Below are 21,201 nucleotides of genomic sequence, written 5' to 3'. Positions count from 1 at the left end.
GCAGGTGGTAAATATGTATATTTCACAGTCAAAATCCTGCTCACCCTGCGCCTCAAACGACCAACTAATAACGTTATTTATTTGCACACAACCGAACTAGCATGAAGTCTCTTATTGACGACGAGACTTCACCCCATGAATCCAGACACCGAGCAACAAACCGCTATTCTGGCCAGCGAAGCGACGCTTAAAACATTGTTTGAAGAGATCAAGGATCAGGACAAGGCTAACGCCGTCGGCCGTTTTATCAGCCACGCATTGCCAAAGGCCGATCCCGTCAGACTCGCCGATTTCCGCGCAATCCTCGATGAAGCATTGCCTTACCAGAACTACATCGATGAACTGCTCAGCAAGGTCGAAACTCTGGAAAATTTCTGCCGGCGCAAGCTTCGTCATGAACTGCAGCAAACCTATGGCAGGCGTTTCAGTGTCAACGACAGCATCAGGCTCAAGCCAGCCAATGACACTGACACTGATCCGTGCAGCTATAGCCTGCTGCAGGCGGCCATGCTGAATTTCACGGCCGAAGAAGCGACTCCAGGTTATTTCTCGAGCGACAGCGAAACCGCGGGCAAGGTAGACAACACATCAGGCGCCGGATCAAAACCGATCAAGATAACCGCGCACGCGTTTGCCACGCTAAGTCGCCAACTCGATCTCGGCGGTCAGTACCAGAAGCACATTGCCAGAACTTTCAAGGTCTCAAACATCGAACTAATCGGGGCTCGCCTGCACAAGTTCAATATGAAACTCGCCGCCTACGAAAAGTATTTGAGCAACCCCGACTTCCCTCAGCACCAGCTGCTCACGCTGTCAAGCCTGCTCACAGGAATCGAGGACATCTTTGATGGTACCCCGTTCAACAACGGCAACATCAAACTGTACTCCGTGCAGCTATTCGGCAACTATCTGACCGATGCCATCCTGATAACTTGCCGTCAAACTGATCATTCGACGAAAGACAGTTTTATCCTGTACATCCCCAACGATCCGGGCGACTGCTTTTACAAGGACAACAGTGAGGAAGAGTGCAAACATCGGCTAGGCGTCAACTTCATCGCAAACAAAGAACTGCAAAAAATGATTATTTCCCAGCTGACCAACACCGAACAGCGTCAGTTGCAGACAAATAACCTGGACAGCATTTCGATTGTCGACGACATAACGTTTATCCCGTTAAAGAAAGGACTGTGCAAACATCTTTTTGAGCGCAATCTGAACAAGTTGGCCGCCGATGCCAGAGACATCGCCGTGCCGGTCGCCAATGTCAGCGAACCCTTCTACGCCAAGCGGCGCGAAGACCATGCTTTGCGCAGTACCTCCCGACAGTCCCGCCACCCGACCCATGACTTCAGCAACAACTTGCGCACGTTTGCCACGGATGAATTGCTCGCCCTCGTCTTCACCCACCTGAGCGATTGGACCGCCATCGAAAAGCACGCAGCCCTGTCCCGCCTGCTGGATCTGAAAAAGCGCCTGTCAGCGTCCGATACCGGGACTTACAGTCGACTGGTGGATGCCGAAGCGGCTGACGACTATTTCCGCCAATTCGAGGTAAAAGAACATTCTGCCGAGCTACCTGGCATTCGAATGGAAAAACCGGCCCTGTCGACGTACCAGTCGGGTGCCGAAATTGCCCGGCAGGTTTTGCTGCAGGCTGTCTCTGAGGACGACGATCACCGGGTGCTCAAATGGAACGGGCGACAGTACATCAAGGTCGACGAGCGCGTTTATGAGGTGCAGCCCGATCCGTCAGCGTGGCGTATCCGCCATCCGCTGAATGCGCACGCCTACGGCCCGTCCGTGGTGTATTGCGCCGACAATGGCTGGACCGTGCAGCACAAAGCCATCGCCGATCAAGCCACACAAGGTGCACAGATCAGCGAAGGCTCAACAAGCGATCATTCAGCAACGCCAACAGATCAACGCCCAGCCTTATAACTTATCGTTCTAAAACTCCACTTACCGGCGCGGGTCAGTTTCTGAGTACCCGCCCTTCTGGCGAGGTACGGCTTGACCCCTCCCCAACGGAAAAACCGGTAAGGATTTTATGTGCGGATTAGCTGGCGAGTTACGTTTTGATCAACAACCTGCAGACCTTGCAGCGATCGAGAGAATTACCCATCACCTGGCCCCTCGCGGCCCCGACGCGTGGGGCTTCCATGCCCAAGGGCCGATTGCCCTCGGTCATCGTCGCCTGAAAATCATGGACCTGTCGGACGGCTCGGCGCAGCCGATGATCGACAGCCAATTGGGCCTGTCGCTGGCCTTCAACGGCGCGATCTACAACTTCCCGGAGCTACGCGCCGAACTCGAAGCGCTGGGCTACGCCTTCTACTCCGGTGGCGACACCGAGGTGCTGCTCAAGGGCTACCACGCCTGGGGCGAAGCGTTGCTGCCCAAGCTCAATGGCATGTTCGCCTTTGCCATTTGGGAACGCGACGCCAAGCGCCTGTTCATCGCCCGCGACCGCCTCGGTGTGAAGCCGTTGTACCTGTCGCGCACCGGTCAGCGTTTGCGTTTTGCTTCGGCCTTGCCGGCGCTGCTCAAGGGCGGCGACATCAACCCGATCCTTGATCCGGTGGCGCTCAATCATTACCTGAATTTCCATGCTGTGGTTCCGGCGCCACGCACCCTGCTGGCCGGCATTGAAAAACTGCCGCCCGCTACTTGGATGCGCGTTGAAGCCGATGGCAGCACCGAGCAGAAAACCTGGTGGACACTGCCCTACGGCCCACACGACGACGAAAAAAACCTGACGCTGGAAGACTGGGTCGACCGCGTCCTCGACAGCACCCGCGAGGCGGTGGCGATTCGTCAACGCGCAGCAGTGGATGTCGGTGTGCTGCTGTCCGGCGGTGTCGATTCGAGCATGCTCGTCGGTCTGTTGCGTGAAGTCGGCGTCGAGAACCTGTCGACCTTTTCCATCGGTTTTCAGGATGCCGGCGGCGAACGCGGTGACGAGTTTCAGTATTCCGATCTGATCGCCAAACACTACGGCACCCACCATCATCAATTGCGCATCGATGAGAAAGAGATCATCGAGCAACTGCCCGCTGCATTCCGTGCGATGAGCGAGCCCATGGTCAGCCACGACTGCATCGCCTTCTACCTGCTGTCGCGCGAAGTGGCCAAGCACTGCAAAGTGGTGCAGAGCGGTCAGGGTGCTGACGAGTTGTTCGCCGGTTATCACTGGTACCCGCAAGTCGACGGCGCAGCCGATCCTTACGCGGCGTATCGCAACGCGTTTTTCGACCGCAGCTACGACGACTACGCCGCCACCGTGCAACCCAAATGGCTGACTGCGCATGACGCGGCCGGTGACTTCGTGAAAGAACATTTCGCCCAGCCGGGCGCCGATGCGGCGGTGGACAAAGCCCTGCGTCTGGACAGCACGGTGATGCTGGTCGATGACCCGGTCAAACGCGTCGACAACATGACCATGGCTTGGGGCCTGGAAGCGCGTACGCCGTTTCTCGACTATCGACTGGTCGAACTCTCGGCCCGCGTACCCGGCAAATTCAAGCTGCCCGATGGCGGCAAGCAAGTCTTGAAAGAAGCCGCGCGCCGAGTGATTCCAAGTGAAGTGATCGACCGCAAGAAAGGCTACTTCCCGGTGCCTGGTCTCAAGCACTTGCAGGGCGACACGCTGAACTGGGTGCGCGAACTGCTGCTCGATCCAAGTCAGGATCGCGGCCTGTTCAACCCGGCCATGCTCGACAAATTACTGACCGACCCGCAAGGCCAACTGACGCCGTTGCGCGGTTCGAAGCTGTGGCAACTGGCAGCTCTGAATCTGTGGCTCAGTGAACAAGGAATCTGATCGATGAAACCCCACGCCACGGCCATCAACCAGCGGCTGCTACGCGGTCAGACACCGTCCTATGAACGCTTGCAGGCACGTCTGGCCGAAGACGGCAGCACGCTGGCCGCCGAGCCGATCGCGGTGCATTGCGGATGGGGCCGGTTGCTGATCGGCCACACGTTTCCCGACCCGGCATCGCTGGCTCAGGAACTGCTCAAAGAACAGCCCGGCGAACGCGACATCGCGCTGTACGTCGCCGCGCCACAGCAGATTCTCGGCCTGGAACCGACGCAGTTGTTCCTCGATCCATCCGACACTTTGCGCCTGTGGTTCAGCGATTACCGCCAGGCCACCCGCGTGTTTCGCGGCTTTCGCATCCGCCGTGCGCAGAGTGAGGCGGACTGGCAAGCGATCAACCAGTTGTATCAGGCGCGCGGCATGTTGCCGATCGATGCCACATTACTGACCCCGCACCATCAGGGCGGCCCGGTGTACTGGCTGGCCGAGGATGAAGACAGTGGCGCGGTGATTGGCAGCGTCATGGGCCTGAACCATCACAAAGCCTTCAACGACCCGGAAAACGGCAGCAGCCTGTGGTGCCTCGCGGTTGATCCCCAGTGCTCGCGCCCGGGTGTCGGTGAAGTGCTGGTGCGGCACTTGATCGAACACTTCATGAGTCGCGGTCTGAGCTATCTGGATCTGTCGGTGTTGCACGACAACCGTCAGGCAAAAAGCCTCTACGCCAAGCTCGGTTTCCGCAACCTGTCGACCTTCGCCATCAAGCGCAAGAACGGCATCAACCAGCCGCTGTTTCTTGGCCCCGGCCCGGAGGCGCAGTTCAATCCGTACGCGCGGATCATCGTTGAAGAAGCGCATCGGCGCGGCATTGATGTGCAGGTGGATGACGCTGATGCCGGGTTGTTTACGCTCAGCCATGGCGGCCGTCGCGTGCGTTGCCGTGAATCGCTGAGCGACCTGACCAGCGCGATCAGTATGAGCCTGTGTCAGGACAAAAGCCTGACGCACAAAGTACTGAAAGCGGCCGGTCTGAATCTGCCGTCGCAGCAACTGGCGGGCAATGCCGACGACAATCTGGCCTTTCTCGATGAGCATCAACGGGTGGTGGTCAAGCCGCTCGACGGCGAACAGGGCCAGGGCGTTGCGGTGGATCTGCAGAACATCGAAGAGCTGCAGCAGGCCATCGAAGCGGCGAAACAATTTGATAGCCGAGTGCTGTTGGAGAGTTTCCACGAAGGCCTTGATCTGCGGATTTTGGTGATCGGTTTTGAAGTGGTCGCGGCAGCGATTCGCAAACCGGCGGAAGTGGTTGGCGATGGTCAGCATTCGATTGGCGCGTTGATCGAGGCGCAGAGTCGACGTCGGCAAGCGGCCACCAGTGGCGAGAGCAAGATTCCGCTGGATCACGAAACCCAACGCACCTTGCATGCCGCGGGTTACGACTACAGCAGCATTTTGCCGGCCGGCGAGCATCTATTTGTGCGGCGCACGGCGAATCTGCATACCGGCGGCACGCTGGAAGATGTCACCGCGATTCTGCATCCGACATTGGTTGATGCCGCCGTGCGCGCGGCGCGGGCGCTGGATATTCCGATGGTTGGCCTCGACTTGATGGTGCCAGCGGCGGATCAACCGGAGTACGTGTTTATCGAGGCCAACGAACGCGCCGGGTTGGCCAATCACGAGCCGCAACCGACGGCGGAGCGGTTTGTTGATTTGTTGTTTCCGCACAGTCAGCCGGTTGTCTCTTGATTCTCTAGTGACTGGACTGACGCCATCGCTGGCAAGCCAGCTCCCACAAGTTTTGCGGTACACACAAAAACTGTGGGAGCTGGCTTGCCAGCGATGAGGCCCGATCAAGCAACACAAAACTTTCCTCATCGAAACCATCGGTGTGCTCAACCCATCAGGAGTTTCCATGACCACGCAAATCCCCGAACCGGATCTCAACTACCTGCAAAAAGTCCTCCTGGAAATGCTCGCCATTCCCAGCCCCACTGGCTTCACCGACACCATCGTGCGTTACGTCGCCGAGCGTCTGGAAGAACTTGGTATCCCGTTCGAAATGACTCGGCGCGGCACCATTCGCGCCACGCTCAAGGGCAAGAAAAACAGTCCCGACCGTGCCGTTTCCGCGCATTTGGACACCATCGGCGCCGCCGTTCGTGCGATCAAAGACAACGGCCGCCTGACTCTCGCCCCGGTCGGCTGCTGGTCGAGCCGTTTCGCCGAGGGCAGCCGCGTCAGCCTGTTTACCGACAACGGTGTGATTCGCGGCAGCGTGTTGCCGCTAATGGCGTCCGGACATGCGTTCAACACTGCCGTCGATGAAATGCCTATCAGTTGGGATCACGTTGAACTGCGGCTGGACGCCTACTGTGCGACCAAGGCCGATTGCGATTCGCTGGGCATCAGCATCGGCGACGTGGTGGCGTTCGATCCGCTACCGGAGTTCACCGAAAGCGGCCACATCAGCGCCCGTCACCTCGATGACAAGGCCGGAGTTGCGGCGCTGCTGGCGTCACTCAAAGCCATTGTCGACAGCGGTCAGGAACTGATGATCGACTGCCATCCGCTGTTCACCATTACCGAGGAAACCGGCAGCGGCGCAGCGGCGGCATTGCCATGGGACGTCAGCGAGTTTGTCGGTATCGACATTGCCCCCGTTGCGCCGGGGCAGCACTCCAGCGAGCATGCGGTGAGTGTGGCGATGCAGGATTCCGGCGGCCCGTATGACTATCACCTGTCGCGACATTTGCTGCGGCTGGCCGGTGAAAACGAACTGCCGGTGCGCCGCGACCTGTTCCGTTATTACTTCAGCGACGCGCACTCGGCGGTGACGGCGGGCCACGATATCCGCACCGCCCTGCTCGCTTTTGGTTGTGATGCGACCCATGGTTATGAGCGTACTCACATCGACAGCCTGGCGGCACTGAGCCGACTGCTCGGGGCTTACATTCTGAGTCCGCCGGTGTTTGCCAGTGATGCGGCGCCAGCGAATGCTTCGCTGGACCGGTTCAGTCATCAGATTGAACATGACACGCAGATGGAGAGCGATACGCGGGTGCCGTCGGTGGACAGCCTGGTGGGGCAGCGTTCCGACAGTTAGATCATCGTTGTTTGGAACACCGCTATCGCGAGCAGGCGAAGACCTACCTTTGGAATGCGTTCTCCTGTAGGTGTGAGCCTGCTCGCGATGGGGTCGGCATAGGCAACACAGAACTGGCAGGCAACCCGCAATCGCCGTAGCATCCCGACATTGATTTGACCGAGGTGCCCATGCTCATTCCCTACGACGCGCTTGAAGTCGACACACTCACCCGCCTGATCGAAGATTTCGTCACCCGCGACGGCACCGACAATGGCGATGACACGCCGCTGGAAACCCGCGTGCTGCGCGTGCGCCAGGCTCTGACCAAGGGCCAGGCGCTGATCGTCTTCGACCCGGACAGCGAGCAATGCCAGTTGATGCTCAAGCACGATGTGCCCAAGCATCTGTTCGACTGAAATCCTCAGCGAACTTTCTGCGTGGTCTGCTTGCGCTGAATCCGCTCATAGACCTCCGCGCGGTGCACGTTGACCTTTTGTGGCGCCTCGACGCCAAAACGCACGCTGGCACCGTTCACTGACAGAACGCGCAAGGTGATGTCATCACCGATTGAAATCAACTCACCAACGACACGGCTGAGTACAAGCATGAGATTCGTCCTTCAGGGTTAGCGAACCCTGAAGATGCGCGGCTTGGCGCGGCTCTACAATGCATGGCGGGCAAATCAGTTTTACCTTACAGCCATGCTCGCTTCAAGCCGTCAGACGTTTCCGACAACCAGCCATCACGCCGCAGAAAAGCGTGGCCCGAACAGAATCACGCTGGCGCCGATCACGCACAATGCCACGCCGATCCAGTCCGAACCCAACGGACGCACCCGCTCGACCACCATCAGCCAGCCAATCGACGCGACGATGTAGATCCCGCCATAAGCGGCATAGGCACGCCCCGCATAATTGGCTTCGACGCGGGTCAGTAACAAGGCAAACAGGGTCAGACTGAGCATCGCGGGCATCACCCACAGAGCACTTTTGCCCTGGCGCAGCCACATGAAGAAGGCGAAACAACCGGCGATTTCAAACAACGCCGCGAGGAAAAACCACAAGTAATTGAGCATTGAAGCGTCTCGACAGGGTGACCATTGCGGCCACCCTAACGACGCCGCCGACAACGGGCAAGGTCAGCCGTTGTTCTGTTTGGCTTTGGCGCGCATTTTTTCGGCCATTGAAGTCATTTCGTTATAGAGCAGTTGCGGATTTTTCTGCTTGATCGCCCAGGCCATGCGCCCTTGTTCGTGGGGCAGGATCATGAATTCGCCGGCCGCTACTTGCTGATAGATGTAGTCGGCGATGTCCGCCGCGGTGATCGGCGAACTTTCCAGCAACTTGCCCACCTGCGCTTTCATCGCCGGCGTCGGGCCACGGAAGGAGTCGAGCAGATTGGTCTGGAAGAATGACGGACAGACCACATGCACGCCGACTTCCTGTTGGGCCAGTTCAATCAACAGACTTTCCGAAAGCGCCACCACGCCAGCCTTGGCCACGTTGTAATTACTCATCGCCGGGCCTTGCATCAATGCGGCCATCGACGCGATGTTGATGATCTTGCCTTTGCTTTGCTCAAGCAGCGGCAGAAACGCTTTGCAGCCCTTGACCACGCCCATCAGGTTGATCGCGATCTGCCAGTCCCAGTCTTCCAGCGACAGCTCACTGAAGAAACCGCCCGACGCAACACCGGCGTTGTTGACGATGATGTCGATGCCACCCAGCTTCTCTTCGCAGGCTTGGGCGAATGCGGTGAGCTGGCTGTAATCACGCACATCGCAGCGCTGAGTGAAACCGTCACCGCCCGCCTCGCGGACCATTTTCAGGGTTTCCTGCAGGCCGGGTTCGCTGACGTCAGACAAAGCCAGTTGCCAGCCTTCGCGCGCCCAGCGCAGCGCGATTTCGCGACCCAGGCCCGAGCCCGCACCAGTGATCATCATGCGATTTTGCATAGCACACAGCCTTGTTGTTCCGGGGAAGATGCGCCGAGTGTAGCGAAGGATCGGCGCGCGCCCACGCTCCATCAAGTTGCTGAATGGAGGATCAAAAGATCGCAGCCTCCGGCAGCTCCTGCATCGAACTCCTGTAGGAGCTGCCGAAGGTTGCGATCTTTTGATCTTGTGCTTTAAAGGAAATAAGCGAGCAATCCAAATACATTAAAAAAACATTGAATTTTCTTTCATGCGCAGCAGTCGGAATTTGTAAGCCGTCTGGAATTACTTAGTCTCCAGTCGCCCTTGAACACCAAGACTTCTCGAACACTATCAACAAGGAAATCGACATGGGCACAATTCTAATCATTATCCTGATCCTGTTGCTGATCGGTGGTCTGCCGGTCTTCCCACACTCCAGAAGTTGGGGTTATGGTCCTTCGGGCATTATCGGCGTGGTGTTGGTGGTGCTGTTGGTACTGCTGTTGCTCGGTCGGATATAGCCATGTAACCGGCAAAAAAAAGAGGCCCTGTTCAGGGCCTCTTTTTTATTGCGCGGATTTATTGTCGGTAAGCGATCAATCCGGCTTGCCGTGAACGACGCCCGCGGTGTTATCCATCAGGCTTTTGGTCGCCGTTTGCAGGAACGCTTCCAGCTTGAGTTTCAACTCGGCGGTGCGCGGTGCATTCGGAACGACTTCGGCGTGCGGATTGGCACCCAACTGGTACTGCCACATCTTCGGCCCCATGTCCTTGTCTCTTGGCAACACCAGGATCTGGTCGGCGGTGACGATGGCGGTAGTCTGCTCGCTGCCCGATGGCTTGATCACACCGAAACCGGTGTCGCCCTCCGGCAGATTGAGCAAGTCACGGCCCCAGCACTGATGACGCACTTCGCCACCGAGCCGGCCCATGATGGTCGGCACGATGTCGATCTGTGTACCCACAGTGTGATCACGGGTACCGAACTTCTCTTGAATGCCCGGTGCAATCATCAGCATCGGCACGTTGAAGCGGCCCAGGTCCATTTCGGTGATCTGACGCTCGTTGCCGAAACCGTGGTCACCGACGATGACGAACAGGGTCTCCTTGAAGTACGGCTCTTTGCGCGCCTTCTCGAAGAACTGACCCAACGCCCAATCGGAGTAGCGCATGGCGGTCAAGTGTTCATTGAGGCTGCCACGATCGGTCACGCGCTCGACTGGCAATGGCGTCGGCAAGGCGTATGGCGTGTGGTTGGACAGGGTTTGCAGCAGCGCGTAGAACGGCTTGCCGTTTTCCCGCGCCTTGAGCTCCTGCAGACCACGGTCGAACATGTCCTGGTCGGACACGCCCCAGGTCGGATCGGAGAACACCGGGTTGACGAAGTCGTTACGGCCGACAAAGTTGGTCATGCCCTGGTTGCTGAAGAAGCCCGACTGGTTGTCCCAGGCAAAATCGCCGTTGTAGACATACACGTCGTCGTAGTTACGGGCGCTGAGCACCTGCGGCAGGCCAGACAGTTTGTGGCTGCCTTCCGGAGTCTGCATCAGGTATTCGAAACCTGGCAGATTGGGGAAGCAGGCCATGGTCGCGAACATGCCCTGGTGGGTGTGCGTGCCGTTGGAGAAGAAACGGTCGAACAGCAGGCCTTCCTTCGACAATTTGTCCAGGTATGGCGTGATGTTGCCCGGCGCACCCAGAGCACCGACCGAGTGACCGGCCATGCTCTCCATCAGGATCACCACGACGTTCTTGATCGGCAGGGTCTTGTCGGCCGGCGGCGTGTAATCACGGCGTACGGCGGCAATATCGGCATCGACCAGTTTGTCGTCAGCCATCAATAGCATGTCGCGCACGACTTTCTGCGCTTGTTCTTGCGGCAACGTGGCTTTCCAGATGTTGTCGCGATCCTCGCCCATGCGGGACTTGGCGGCCTCGATCAGCGACAGCGTGGCGTTGAGGCCGAGCTGGTTGGCGAAGTTGGAATCGGTGGTGTACACGTCACCCCAACGCATCGGCGGGCCTTGACGCAGCGTGCCACGGGCCGCGACCACGCAGATCAGCAGGCAGACCACGAACACCGCCAGACGGGTGTACCACGGCGCGACTTGACGGCTGCTGACGCTACCGCCACTGAAAGGCCCGCGCGGGCGGGTGGCACGGTCAGCGCCTTTGAACGCCAGCGTCAGGATGACAGTGCCGACGACCCAGGCCAGCAGGTAGCGCACCACCGGAAAACCGTACCAGAGCATGCTCATCACGGTTTTCGGGTCTTCTTTCACATACTGGAACACCAGACCATTCAGGCGCTGGTGGAACTCGCGGTAGAAGTCCATCTCCATCAAGCCGAGGAACAACGCGATGCTCGAGGCGATCGTCAGCCACAGACGGAAGAAACCGCGTGCGGCCATGGCGCGAGCACTGAACAGTGCCAGCACCAGCGGAATGCACACGTAAACCACCAGGCGCAGGTCGAAACGCAGGCCATTGGCGAAGGCTTCGAGGAAGGTCGAAGCCGGGGTGTCGAGGATCATCTCGCGGTTGTAGACCAGCAGCGCGAGGCGCAGCACGGAAAACATCACCATCATGACCAGCGCGCAAAGCAGCGTGTAGGCCAGATGCGATTTGACGGTCGGTTGCAGCAGGCGAGCAGAAGATCGCTGCTGATTCAGGGCGTCCGGGTTTGCCATGTCGTTTTAGGACCCATTGGAAGTTGAAGTTGCAAAAAAACAGCGGCGCCATGCCCTCTATTGGTCATTCCAGACCCCGGGGCGTGCGCGGTGCGCAAATGTTGCACGATCACCCGCACCATTGCCATTGATTACTGCCCCACCGCCAGACACTTTCATTCAGCACAGCGGCAAACCGGGACAGCGTGCAAACAGCGCGGGCGAATTGTCTTGAACACTTTGTGAAAATTTCGTGCAACGAATATCCGGAAACACAATATAGATACAAAACAAAACGCCCCGAATCGGTCGGGGCGTTTTGTCTGAGCGCGAGATTACTTCTCGGCGCGTTCTTTCAAAGCCTTGAGGGTGTTGAACGGCGCATCGACAACAAACTTGTTGGCAATCATCGACGGCACGCTACCACCTGGCTCGGTGTGCACCTGGTAGGTCACTTCAACCTGATCACCTTTGGGTACGAACTTCCAGAAGCCTTTGACCTGCGCTACACGGACAAAACCTTTCTCTTCCGGGATGTACTTCGGCAGACCTTCGAGGTTACGGGTCAGGCTGCCGTCGGCGCCCTCAACGGTGGTGATGTGCAGTACCGAATCACGCGGGGTCACTGGCCAAGGCGTGTTGAACTGAGTGTAGGTCCAGCTCTGATCGCCCTCGTGCTTGAGCAGTTTCTGGGTCTTGCACTCGTGAATCCAGGCGCAGGCGCCGGAGACGTCTTCCTGCAGTGCGCGCAGTTTGGCGACGGTGGTCTTCATCAGCGCAACGCCCTGGTAGGACTTGTAGTCCGACCCCGGCACTTCACTCAGGGACACCTTGATGCCGTCCTCGTTCTTGGCGACTTTCCAGTCTTCAGCCTGAGCGACGGAGGTCGCCAGCACAGCGGTCAAACCACACAACACAGCGATACGATGCAGCGAACCCATAGTCTTGTTCCTTATTGTTGAAGTTCCGTTCGTTTGACACATCACGCCGCCGTCATTTGCTCCCACCAGCCAATCAGCCTGATCGCTTCTTCCGAGCTGCTGCCACAGACTTCGACATCAGCCGCGAAGCCGGAACAGACTGCCGGGCGCTCCGGGCGGCCGAAAATGCTGCACAGGTTTTCGACCGAGAGTTGCACGCAACGTTCGCCGGCAGGTTTGCCATCAGGCATGCCGGGGATCGGCGAACTGATGGAAGGGGCAATGCAGCAAGCGCCACAGCCTTCACGGCATTTCATGACGAACGTTTCCTCGCGACGGGCGATGTGTAAAAGGGACGCGGAACAGAGTAACCGCTAAAACGGCTGTTTTAAATTCCCTTAACCGGGGTTTTTAGCGATAACTGAATGTGACTGACCAGTCTCCGACAAAGCGTCTGCTCTGCGGGTCACAGATGGGTTGGTTTTACTGTTTGAATTCGAAATCCAGCGCCGCACCTTCGACTTCGCGACGTTCTTCGTTGCGCAGTTGCAACTGCATTTCGTTGCTGAGCAAGCGGCCGTTGAGCTGGAATCCGTTGTTTTTCTCGCCAAACATCTGCGGCAGGATCGGCTCGCGCTTGGGCAACTCAACCGTGCCCTTGGGCTTCAGTTCCTGGACCATGTCCTTGGGCAAGCTCAAATCGAGTTTTGCCGGCGGTAACCTGGCTTTCACCACTTCGCTGGCAGGCTTCGATTTGGAGGCGATCGGCTTGCGTTTCTTGATGACTTTTTGCTGGGTTTTCTTCGCAGGAACGGCCTTCTGCGCAGCCGTGGTTTTTTTAGCGGGGCTCGTCGCGGCCGGTTTTTCCTGAACCGCAGCGGCCACTGCGCCAGGCGCATGACCGATCATCAGCAAACCCAACAAAACCCAAGCAGCAGGAAAAATCGCTTTCATGGACCCAACGACGCTAACGGCAGAGGGCCATATGCTCGCTTGTTGGGCGCCACAAGACAAGCATCACCCAATGCTCGTTCAGAATCCGCCAGCGGTTTCCTGACACAGTTGAGTCGCCAGCATTCCCAGGGTCATCAGCGCGCGCTCCGCCTCGCGGTTCCACGGAATCCCGCAGTTGAGGCGGATACAGTGGTTGAACTGCTCGGTATTACTGAAGATCAGCCCCGGTGCAATACTGATGCCTTGCTGCAAGGCGCGAACATGCAATTCCTGGGTATTCACCCTCCCCGGCAAGCTCACCCAGAGGATGAAACCGCCCGTGGGCCGGGTCATTTGCGTGCCTTCGGGAAAGTACTGCTGCACCGCCAGCTGGAAGGCGCTGAGGTTTTTTCGGTATTCCTGGCGGATGTACCGTAAATGCCGGTCATAACCGCCGTTTTCCAGATAAGCGGCAATCGCCATCTGCGTCACGCTGCACGCCGAATGGGTACTGAAAGTCTGCAAGCGCTGGATTTCCTGCTGGTACTTGCCGGCGATCATCCAGCCGATGCGTACACCGGGTGACAAGGTTTTAGAGAAGCTCGAGCAGTAGATCACCCGATCCAGCCGGTCATAAGCCTTGAGCGCTTTGGTTTTGCCTTGCTCGAACATCAGTTCGCCATAGATATCATCTTCGACGATCTGGATATCGAAATCCGACGCCAACCGCAGCAACTGCTTCTGCCGCTCTTCGGGCATGGTGCCGCCCAGCGGATTGCTCAGGCGAGTGGTCAGCACCAGCGCTTTGATCGACCATTGGTTGGCGGCCAGTTGCAGGGCTTCGAGGCTCATGCCGGTGGCAGGATCGCTGGGGATCTCGATGACTTTCAGGCCGAGCAGATCGGCCAGCTGCAGCAGCCCGTAATAAGTCGGTGATTCAGCGGCGATCAGATCGCCCGGCCGGGTCAGCACGCGCAACGACATCTGCAAGGCGTCGACACAACCGTGGGTGATCACCACTTCCGACGGATCGACCACCACGCCGGCATCGCGCATACGGATCGCCACTTGCCGGCGCAACGGTTCAAAACCGGGGCTGAACATGTAGCTGAAGGCTCGCGGGCTATGGAAACGGGTGACCTTGGCCAGTTGCTGATGCAGTGCACGCACCGGCAAGTAATCGACACTTGGCACCGCCGCGCCCAGCGGGAACACACCTTCGCGGCGTGATTCGACCAGAACTTGTTGAATGATGCTGCTGCGGGTGACCAGCCCCGGCCGTTCGACCCGGGCAATGTCCGGCGTCGGCGCAGTCAGCGCGGGGGTCTGATGCACGTAATAACCGGACTGCGGGCGCGCCCGAATCAAACCCTGATCTTCAAGATTGGCGTAAGCCTGCAACACCGTCGCATGGCTGACGTTGAGCTGCGAACTCATCTTGCGCACCGAAGGCACGCGCTCCCCCGGTTGATAGACCCCACGGCGGATGTCTTCGGCCAGTTGCTGAGCAATACGTTGGTAGAGCAAGAGATTGGTCATGACGCAGCACTCGATTTCACGGGCATTTTATTCTTGTGTGAAACAATACCGGAACAGTTTAGAAGTGTACTGGGACAGTTGCCACATTACTCGACCATACAGTGCGGTGTCTGCCCCTGACTGTACTGATTTGCGGGCCATTCGACAGACGTAAAAAAGCCCGGCACTGCATGACAGCCCGGGCTTTCCAGAGACGCAACCCTTAACGGGCGGCGCCGAGCTGGCCTTTTTCGTCGGAGAAGACTATTTCCACGCGACGGTTCTGTGCTCGCCCGCGCTCGGAAGCATTGGCGTCCACCGGGTATTCGTCGCCGTAACCCTCGACCTGAATGCGTTTATCGTCAATGCCCAGATCCATCAGCACGTCCGCGACCGATTGCGCGCGGTCGCGAGACAGCTTGAGATTTTCCTGTTTGCCGCCGGTGCTGTCGGTGTAGCCCTCGATGCGCACCACGCGTTTCGGGTTCAGTTGCAGGAACTGCACGATCTTCAGCACCACGCGGTTGGCTGAGTTTTTCAGCTCCGCTTCACCGGTGTCGAACAGCACATCGCCGAGGGTCATCACCAGACCTCGATCGGTCTGCGTGGTGGCCAGTGCAACGATCTGTTCTTCCAGCCACTTGCCCTGCTGCTGCACACTGAGCAACTTGGATTCACGCAGGGCCAGTTGCAAGCGCTGGCGGTCCAGTTCGAGCTTGGCCGCGCGCTCTTCGTTGAGTACTTGATTGGTGTGCTCGCGGGCGATTTCACTGTAGCGCTGGCTCAGGTAGGCGTAATGCACCACGTCGGAACCGCTGCCCCAGTAGGTCGACAGGCGATCGGCACGGGCCAGCGACTCACCGGCGCGGATCACGTCTTTCGGCGCAATGCGCAGCACGTTGGAGTCTTCCTTGACCTTCTGGAAGTCAGCGCTGGCTTCTTGCAGAGCGGATTCGCTGTGCTGACCGGCGCAGCCGTACAGGCTGACACAACCGGCGAGGATCAGGCCGCCGACAACTTTCGACTTGACGCTCATTGGGCATCTCCCAGTTGCTTGCGCAGACGGACGATGCGGGTGTTAAGCACATTCAACTGTTCTTCACTTTTTTGCGTCAGCACTTTGGCTTCGGCCAGACGGGCATCCAGTTCGGCCTGTTCGGCGCGCATGCGCGCGTTCCGGTAGGACTCGTCCGCCATGTTGCCTTTGGCGCGGTTGTACTTGGTTTCGGCCAGTTTCATTTCCGGCACTTCGTCGGCGGTGGCGCCAACGGCCTTGGCCTGGATGATGGCTTGCTCGGTCAGGCGCATTTGCTCATTGGGTGCCGGATCGGTCGCGCAACCGGCCAGAGCCAGAACGGCCACAGCCGCGAAAAAAGGTCGAATACTCACTAAGAATCCCTACTGTTTTGGGGCACTGACAGGTTGTTGCGGCTGTTGCTGCTGCGCCTTCCAGCGCTCGATATTGCGTTGCAGCGCAGCTTCCGTCAGTCCGGACGCGGGCAATTCTGTCATCTTTTTGGCTAGCTGTCCGCGCAACCACGGATCGTTGCACGCCGAGTTGTGCGAAACCGCGAGGTACAGCCCCGGGCGGTCGATCGGTTGCTCGAACGCCAGCAAGTCATTGGCCATGCCCAATGCCTGCGCGGCGGCCATGCCTGAGTAACGGCCGGCGAGTACATATTCGACTTCACCGAGGAGCAGTTTCTGAAAGGCTTGAGTGAGATTGGCTGTCCGGGTCAAAGTCAGATTCTGCTCGGCGAAAGTGCCGAATGCCTGGGTGATTCGAGACTTTTCCGACAGCGCACCCGCATGGCCGTGCAGATCCTTGGCTTCGCTGTAGACCAGGGTCGAGCCTTTACGCGTCCACACCAGGTAGTCGTTTTCCAGCAATGGCGGATGGATGTAGTCGAGGTTTTCCAGCTCGGTGAAGGTCAGCGGCGCATCCGCCAGCATGTCCATGCGTCCGCTGCGCACTTCGTCGAGGGCTTGCGAGCGTTTGCCGGCGTAGAGCAACTCGACTTTGATGCCGAGGTCTTTGGCGACTTGTTGCAACAGGTCGGCACTGGCGCCGATCAACTGCCTGGGATTCTGTGGATCCTGCCACAGGTACGGCGGTGCATCCGGGCTGCCGGTCACGACGAGGCGCTCGCACTTGCCGGCGGCTGTGGCCAAACCTGGCAGCAGGGCCAATCCCAGCAATACCGAGTAACGCAATCCGCAGCGCAGATCCATGGCAAAACGCTCCCACTCAAATCCGAGACAAAAAAAAGCCCGACCAAAAGGTCGGGCTCTTTATAAGTGAAGCCGCTGGATTAGACCAGCTTCTCCAGCTCAGGTACCGCTTCGAACAGATCAGCCACGAGACCGTAATCGGCCACCTGGAAGATCGGCGCTTCTTCGTCCTTGTTGATCGCAACAATCACTTTGGAGTCTTTCATGCCGGCCAGATGCTGGATCGCGCCGGAGATACCGACGGCGATGTACAGCTGTGGCGCAACGATTTTGCCGGTCTGACCGACCTGCATGTCGTTCGGTACGAAACCTGCGTCGACCGCGGCGCGCGAAGCACCGACGGCAGCGCCCAGCTTGTCGGCCAGAGCGTACAGGTGTTTGAAGTTGTCGCCGTTCTGCATGCCGCGGCCGCCGGAAACGACGATCTTGGCAGCGGTCAGCTCTGGACGATCGGACTTGGCCAGTTCTTCGCCAACGAAGCTCGAAGTGCCTGCGTTGTGCGCAGCAGCAACCGCTTCAACAGCAGCCGAACCACCTTCAGCAGCCACCGGGTCGAAACCGGTAGCACGCACGGTGATCACTTTGATAGCAGCAGTCGACTGTACGGTAGCGATGGCGTTACCGGCGTAGATCGGACGCTTGAAAGTGTCAGCGCTTTCGACCGAGATGATCTCGGAGATCTGGTCAACGTCCAGCTGCGCAGCGACGCGCGGCAGGATGTTTTTGCCGTTGGAAGTGGCGGCAGCCAGGATGTGGCTGTAACCAGCGCCAAGCTCAGCTACCAGCGGAGCAACGTTTTCCGGCAGCTGATGCGCGTAAGCGGCGTTGTCAGCGTTGAGGACTTTGCTCACGCCAGCGATTTTCGCAGCGGCTTCAGCCACGGCGCCAGCGCCCTGACCTGCAACCAGAACGTGGATGTCGCCGCCGATTTTGGCAGCAGCAGCCACGGTGTTCAGTGTGGCCGGGGCCAGCACTTTGTTGTCGTGTTCAGCAATAACCAAGATAGTCATTTAGATTACCTTCGCTTCGTTTTTCAGTTTCTCGACCAGTTCAGCCACCGACTTGACCTTGATGCCTGCGCTGCGTGCAGCCGGCGCTTCGACTTTAAGGGTCTTGTTGGTGGAGGCGGTGGAAACGCCCAAAGCATCCGGAGTCAGCACTTCGAGAGGCTTCTTCTTGGCTTTCATGATGTTTGGCAGGGACGCGTAGCGCGGCTCGTTCAAACGCAGGTCGGTGGTGACGATTGCAGGCAGTTTCAACGAAACAGTCTGCGCGCCGCCGTCGATTTCGCGAGTCACGGCAACGCTGTCGCCCGAGACTTCGACTTTCGATGCGAACGTGCCCTGACCGTAGCCGCTCAGTGCAGCGAGCATCTGGCCGGTCTGGTTGTTGTCGCTGTCGATGGCCTGTTTGCCGAGGATCACCAGCTGCGGCTGTTCCTTGTCGACCACAGCCTTGAGCAGCTTGGCCACGGCGAGCGAGGTCAGATCTTCAGCAGATTCGACGAGGATGGCACGGTCGGCACCCAGAGCCAGTGCGGTACGCAGTTGCTCCTGAGCGGTGGTCGGGCCGATGGAGACGACGACGATTTCAGTCGCAACACCTTTCTCTTTCAGGCGTACGGCTTCTTCCACTGCGATTTCGCAGAACGGGTTCATCGACATCTTGACGTTGGCGAGATCGACGCCGGAATTGTCCGCCTTGACGCGAACCTTGACGTTGTAATCCACAACGCGTTTGACAGCTACAAGAACCTTCATGGATTCCTCGTTACTCTCCGGTGAAAAGAAAGTCGCCTAGGCGAACCTGGCGGTTGATGCTCATCAGGCTAAAAGGGCACCTCTAAAAACGCCGACTCGGGTGTCTGGTGGCTGCACAGTGTGAAGACCTGCGACCGTTCGTCAGGGGTGACCGACGGGTCATTGATCTTCACGCTGTGTAAACTGCGCGCCAGACTGCGCTGCGCATCACCTTCTACTGCCTGTGCCCTGTCTTTAGACGTGCTCTTGAAACCGCCAGTCTGCCTACGACCAGCGCAAAACCGCCCGTATCTTGACCGGAACGCCTATTCCGGTCAATACAGCAAAATGACCATTCATAAGCCGCGCTTCTTTGATTTCTCTGGGCTGGAGCCAATTCAAACAAACGTTTGTATTGGACGCTCGGAGTGGTGTAGATATAATGCGCCGCCTAGAGAGAAAGGTCTGTTCTCCAATATTCCCCTTGACGTTAACGTAAAGGAATAGCGGATGCGACATCAAACCTCCAAATTAGAAAAAAAACTGTTGAGCCTTGAGTAGGAGATAGCCTGTGGAACGCGAATACATGGAATTCGACGTGGTCATCGTCGGTGCCGGCCCCGCTGGCCTGTCCGCCGCCTGCCGTCTGAAGCAGAAGGCCGCCGAAGCCGGTAAGGAAATCAGCGTCTGCGTGGTCGAAAAAGGCTCCGAAGTCGGCGCACACATCCTGTCCGGCGCCGTGTTCGAACCACGCGCTCTGAACGAATTGTTCCCGGACTGGAAAGAACTCGGCGCCCCGCTGAACACGCCGGTCACCCGCGACGATATTTTCGTGCTGAAAAACGCCGACAGCGCGCAGAAAATTCCTGACTTCTTTGTGCCCAAGACCATGCACAACGAAGGCAACTACATTATTTCCCTCGGCAACCTGTGCCGCTGGCTCGCCCAGCAGGCCGAGAACCTTGGAGTGGAAATCTACCCGGGGTTTGCTGCTCAGGAAGCGCTGATTGACGAGCAAGGCGTGGTGCGCGGGATCATCACCGGTGATCTGGGCGTCGACCGCGAAGGCAACCCGAAAGAAGGCCTGTACACCCCGGGCATGGAACTGCGTGGCAAATACACGCTGTTCGCCGAAGGCTGCCGTGGCCACATCGGCAAGCAACTGATCAAGCGCTACAACCTCGACAGCGATGCCGACGCCCAGCACTACGGCATCGGTCTGAAAGAAATCTGGGAAATCGACCCGGCCAAACATCAGCCAGGCCTGGTGGTGCACACCGCCGGCTGGCCGCTGGACATCATGGGCACCGAAAACACCGGCGGCTCGTTCCTCTATCACTTGGAAAACAACCAGGTGGTAGTCGGTCTGATCGTTGACCTGTCCTACAGCAACACTTACCTGTCGCCGTTCGACGAATTCCAGCGCCTCAAGCATCACCCGGTACTGGCGCAGTACCTGGAAGGCGGCAAGCGCATCAGCTACGGCGCCCGCGCAATCTGCAAAGGTGGCCTGAACTCGCTGCCGAAAATGGTCTTCAAGGGCGGCGCGCTGATCGGTTGCGACCTCGGCACCCTGAACTTCGCCAAGATCAAAGGCAGCCACACCGCGATGAAGTCCGGCATGCTCGCCGCTGAATCGGTGGCTGACGCACTGTTCGCGGAAAAGGACGGCACTGAAGAACTGACCACTTACGTCGACGCGTTCAAGAAGAGCTGGCTCTACGATGAACTGTTCGCCAGCCGCAACTTCGGCCCGGCGATCCACAAGTTCGGCGCCATCGTTGGCGGCGGTTTCAACTGGCTGGACCAGAACATCTTTGGCGGCAAACTGCCGTTCACCCTGCACGACACCAAGCCGGATTACGCTTGCCTCAAGCTCGCGGCGGACTGCAAGAAGATCGACTACCCGAAACCCGACGGCAAACTCAGCTTCGACAAACTCAGCTCGGTGTTCATCTCCGGTACCAACCACGAAGAAGAACAGCCTTGCCACCTGAAGCTGACCGACCCGAGCATTCCGATCAGCAAGAACCTGCCGCTGTACGACGAACCGGCGCAGCGCTACTGCCCGGCCGGCGTGTACGAAGTGATCACCAAGGAAGACGGCGAGAAACGCTTCCAGATCAACGCCCAGAACTGCGTGCACTGCAAGACCTGTGACATCAAGGACCCTTCGCAGAACATCACCTGGGTCACGCCGGAAGGCGCTGGCGGCCCGACTTATCCGAACATGTAAGTCGAACCGCTGAACATCAAGGCTCCCGAATCGGGGGCCTTTTTGTTGCCAAAAATCCCTGCAAAACCGCCGAACCAATGTAGGAGTGAGCCTGCTCGCGATAGCGGTGTTTCAGTCAGCATCAT

Annotated in this window: 20 protein-coding genes; 7 read left to right on the top strand and 13 right to left on the bottom strand. The window is 58.3% G+C overall.

The genetic code is table 11. The features are described 5' to 3' along the window. Positions 1–135 precede the first annotated feature (135 nt). The 5 genes from FGA82_RS10605 to FGA82_RS10585 all read left to right on the top strand — a co-directional run bounded on the left by FGA82_RS10605 (position 136) and on the right by FGA82_RS10585 (position 7,330). Positions 136–1,941 carry a dermonecrotic toxin domain-containing protein gene (locus FGA82_RS10605; RefSeq protein WP_212760533.1) on the top strand — a complete coding sequence of 602 codons (1,806 nt, stop codon included), beginning with the start codon at positions 136–138 and terminating at the stop codon, positions 1,939–1,941. A 109-nt stretch (positions 1,942–2,050) separates the two neighbouring features. Next, positions 2,051–3,823, top strand: a complete 1,773-nt coding sequence (locus FGA82_RS10600) for an N-acetylglutaminylglutamine amidotransferase (protein WP_141127045.1) — start codon at positions 2,051–2,053, stop codon at positions 3,821–3,823. A gap of 3 nt (positions 3,824–3,826) precedes the next feature. Next, a complete protein-coding gene (gene ngg / locus FGA82_RS10595) occupies positions 3,827–5,575 on the top strand; it encodes an N-acetylglutaminylglutamine synthetase (RefSeq protein WP_141127044.1) in 1,749 nt (582 codons plus the stop codon). A 166-nt stretch (positions 5,576–5,741) separates the two neighbouring features. Further along, entirely contained in the window at positions 5,742–6,932 is a 1,191-nt protein-coding gene (locus FGA82_RS10590) for an osmoprotectant NAGGN system M42 family peptidase (protein WP_141127043.1), read from the top strand. Between the two features lie 170 nt (positions 6,933–7,102). After that, positions 7,103–7,330, top strand: a complete 228-nt coding sequence (locus FGA82_RS10585) for a YheU family protein (protein ID WP_003236706.1) — start codon at positions 7,103–7,105, stop codon at positions 7,328–7,330. A gap of 5 nt (positions 7,331–7,335) precedes the next feature. Here the strand turns inward: FGA82_RS10585 and csrA are convergent, their stop codons facing one another. The 3 genes from csrA to FGA82_RS10570 form a co-directional block, all read right to left on the bottom strand. Then, on the bottom strand, positions 7,336–7,521 hold the full coding sequence (csrA, locus tag FGA82_RS10580) for a carbon storage regulator CsrA (RefSeq protein ID WP_141127042.1): 186 nt from the start codon (positions 7,519–7,521) through the stop codon (positions 7,336–7,338). Between the two features lie 135 nt (positions 7,522–7,656). Continuing rightward, positions 7,657–7,989 (bottom strand): YnfA family protein, encoded by a 333-nt coding sequence (locus FGA82_RS10575; RefSeq protein ID WP_141127041.1) that lies wholly within the window; start codon positions 7,987–7,989, stop codon positions 7,657–7,659. 63 nt (positions 7,990–8,052) lie between these two features. Then, positions 8,053–8,868 carry an SDR family oxidoreductase gene (locus FGA82_RS10570; RefSeq protein WP_095120542.1) on the bottom strand — a complete coding sequence of 272 codons (816 nt, stop codon included), beginning with the start codon at positions 8,866–8,868 and terminating at the stop codon, positions 8,053–8,055. Positions 8,869–9,191: 323 nt separating this feature from the next. On the opposite strand from FGA82_RS10570, the gene FGA82_RS10565 reads away from it, so the two are divergent. Next, the gene (locus FGA82_RS10565; protein ID WP_169432680.1) at positions 9,192–9,350 is read left to right on the top strand and encodes a DUF3309 family protein; all 159 of its coding nucleotides are present in this window, start codon (positions 9,192–9,194) and stop codon (positions 9,348–9,350) included. 75 nt (positions 9,351–9,425) lie between these two features. Here the strand turns inward: FGA82_RS10565 and FGA82_RS10560 are convergent, their stop codons facing one another. From FGA82_RS10560 to FGA82_RS10515, 10 genes are all read right to left on the bottom strand, one after another. Further along, positions 9,426–11,519 (bottom strand): LTA synthase family protein, encoded by a 2,094-nt coding sequence (locus FGA82_RS10560; protein ID WP_141127040.1) that lies wholly within the window; start codon positions 11,517–11,519, stop codon positions 9,426–9,428. Between the two features lie 314 nt (positions 11,520–11,833). Next, a complete protein-coding gene (locus FGA82_RS10555; protein ID WP_016985992.1) occupies positions 11,834–12,439 on the bottom strand; it encodes an START domain-containing protein in 606 nt (201 codons plus the stop codon). Between the two features lie 41 nt (positions 12,440–12,480). Then, the gene (locus FGA82_RS10550) at positions 12,481–12,735 is read right to left on the bottom strand and encodes a YkgJ family cysteine cluster protein (RefSeq protein ID WP_007908349.1); all 255 of its coding nucleotides are present in this window, start codon (positions 12,733–12,735) and stop codon (positions 12,481–12,483) included. Positions 12,736–12,901: 166 nt separating this feature from the next. Next, positions 12,902–13,372, bottom strand: a complete 471-nt coding sequence (locus tag FGA82_RS10545; RefSeq protein ID WP_141127039.1) for a translation initiation factor 2 — start codon at positions 13,370–13,372, stop codon at positions 12,902–12,904. 78 nt (positions 13,373–13,450) lie between these two features. Next, a complete protein-coding gene (locus tag FGA82_RS10540) occupies positions 13,451–14,890 on the bottom strand; it encodes a PLP-dependent aminotransferase family protein (RefSeq protein ID WP_007908347.1) in 1,440 nt (479 codons plus the stop codon). A gap of 202 nt (positions 14,891–15,092) precedes the next feature. Then, positions 15,093–15,905 carry an OmpA family protein gene (locus FGA82_RS10535; protein WP_141127038.1) on the bottom strand — a complete coding sequence of 271 codons (813 nt, stop codon included), beginning with the start codon at positions 15,903–15,905 and terminating at the stop codon, positions 15,093–15,095. Continuing rightward, the gene (locus FGA82_RS10530; protein WP_141127037.1) at positions 15,902–16,258 is read right to left on the bottom strand and encodes a DUF4398 domain-containing protein; all 357 of its coding nucleotides are present in this window, start codon (positions 16,256–16,258) and stop codon (positions 15,902–15,904) included. The genes FGA82_RS10535 and FGA82_RS10530 overlap by 4 nt, the downstream gene beginning before the upstream one ends. A gap of 9 nt (positions 16,259–16,267) precedes the next feature. Further along, the gene (locus tag FGA82_RS10525) at positions 16,268–17,101 is read right to left on the bottom strand and encodes a substrate-binding periplasmic protein (protein ID WP_141127036.1); all 834 of its coding nucleotides are present in this window, start codon (positions 17,099–17,101) and stop codon (positions 16,268–16,270) included. 80 nt (positions 17,102–17,181) lie between these two features. After that, positions 17,182–18,111 (bottom strand): electron transfer flavoprotein subunit alpha/FixB family protein, encoded by a 930-nt coding sequence (locus FGA82_RS10520; protein WP_034155324.1) that lies wholly within the window; start codon positions 18,109–18,111, stop codon positions 17,182–17,184. Continuing rightward, entirely contained in the window at positions 18,112–18,861 is a 750-nt protein-coding gene (locus FGA82_RS10515) for an electron transfer flavoprotein subunit beta/FixA family protein (RefSeq protein WP_007908338.1), read from the bottom strand. A gap of 550 nt (positions 18,862–19,411) precedes the next feature. Between FGA82_RS10515 and FGA82_RS10510 the strand changes: the two genes are divergently transcribed. Then, positions 19,412–21,076 carry an electron transfer flavoprotein-ubiquinone oxidoreductase gene (locus FGA82_RS10510; RefSeq protein WP_064120345.1) on the top strand — a complete coding sequence of 555 codons (1,665 nt, stop codon included), beginning with the start codon at positions 19,412–19,414 and terminating at the stop codon, positions 21,074–21,076. The last annotated feature ends 125 nt before the right edge of the window (positions 21,077–21,201 follow it).

It is taken from the genome of Pseudomonas fluorescens, assembly GCF_005938625.1.
Classification (GTDB): Bacteria; Pseudomonadota; Gammaproteobacteria; order Pseudomonadales; family Pseudomonadaceae; genus Aquipseudomonas; species Aquipseudomonas fluorescens_BD.
This window is presented reverse-complemented; position numbering and strand designations above follow the sequence as displayed.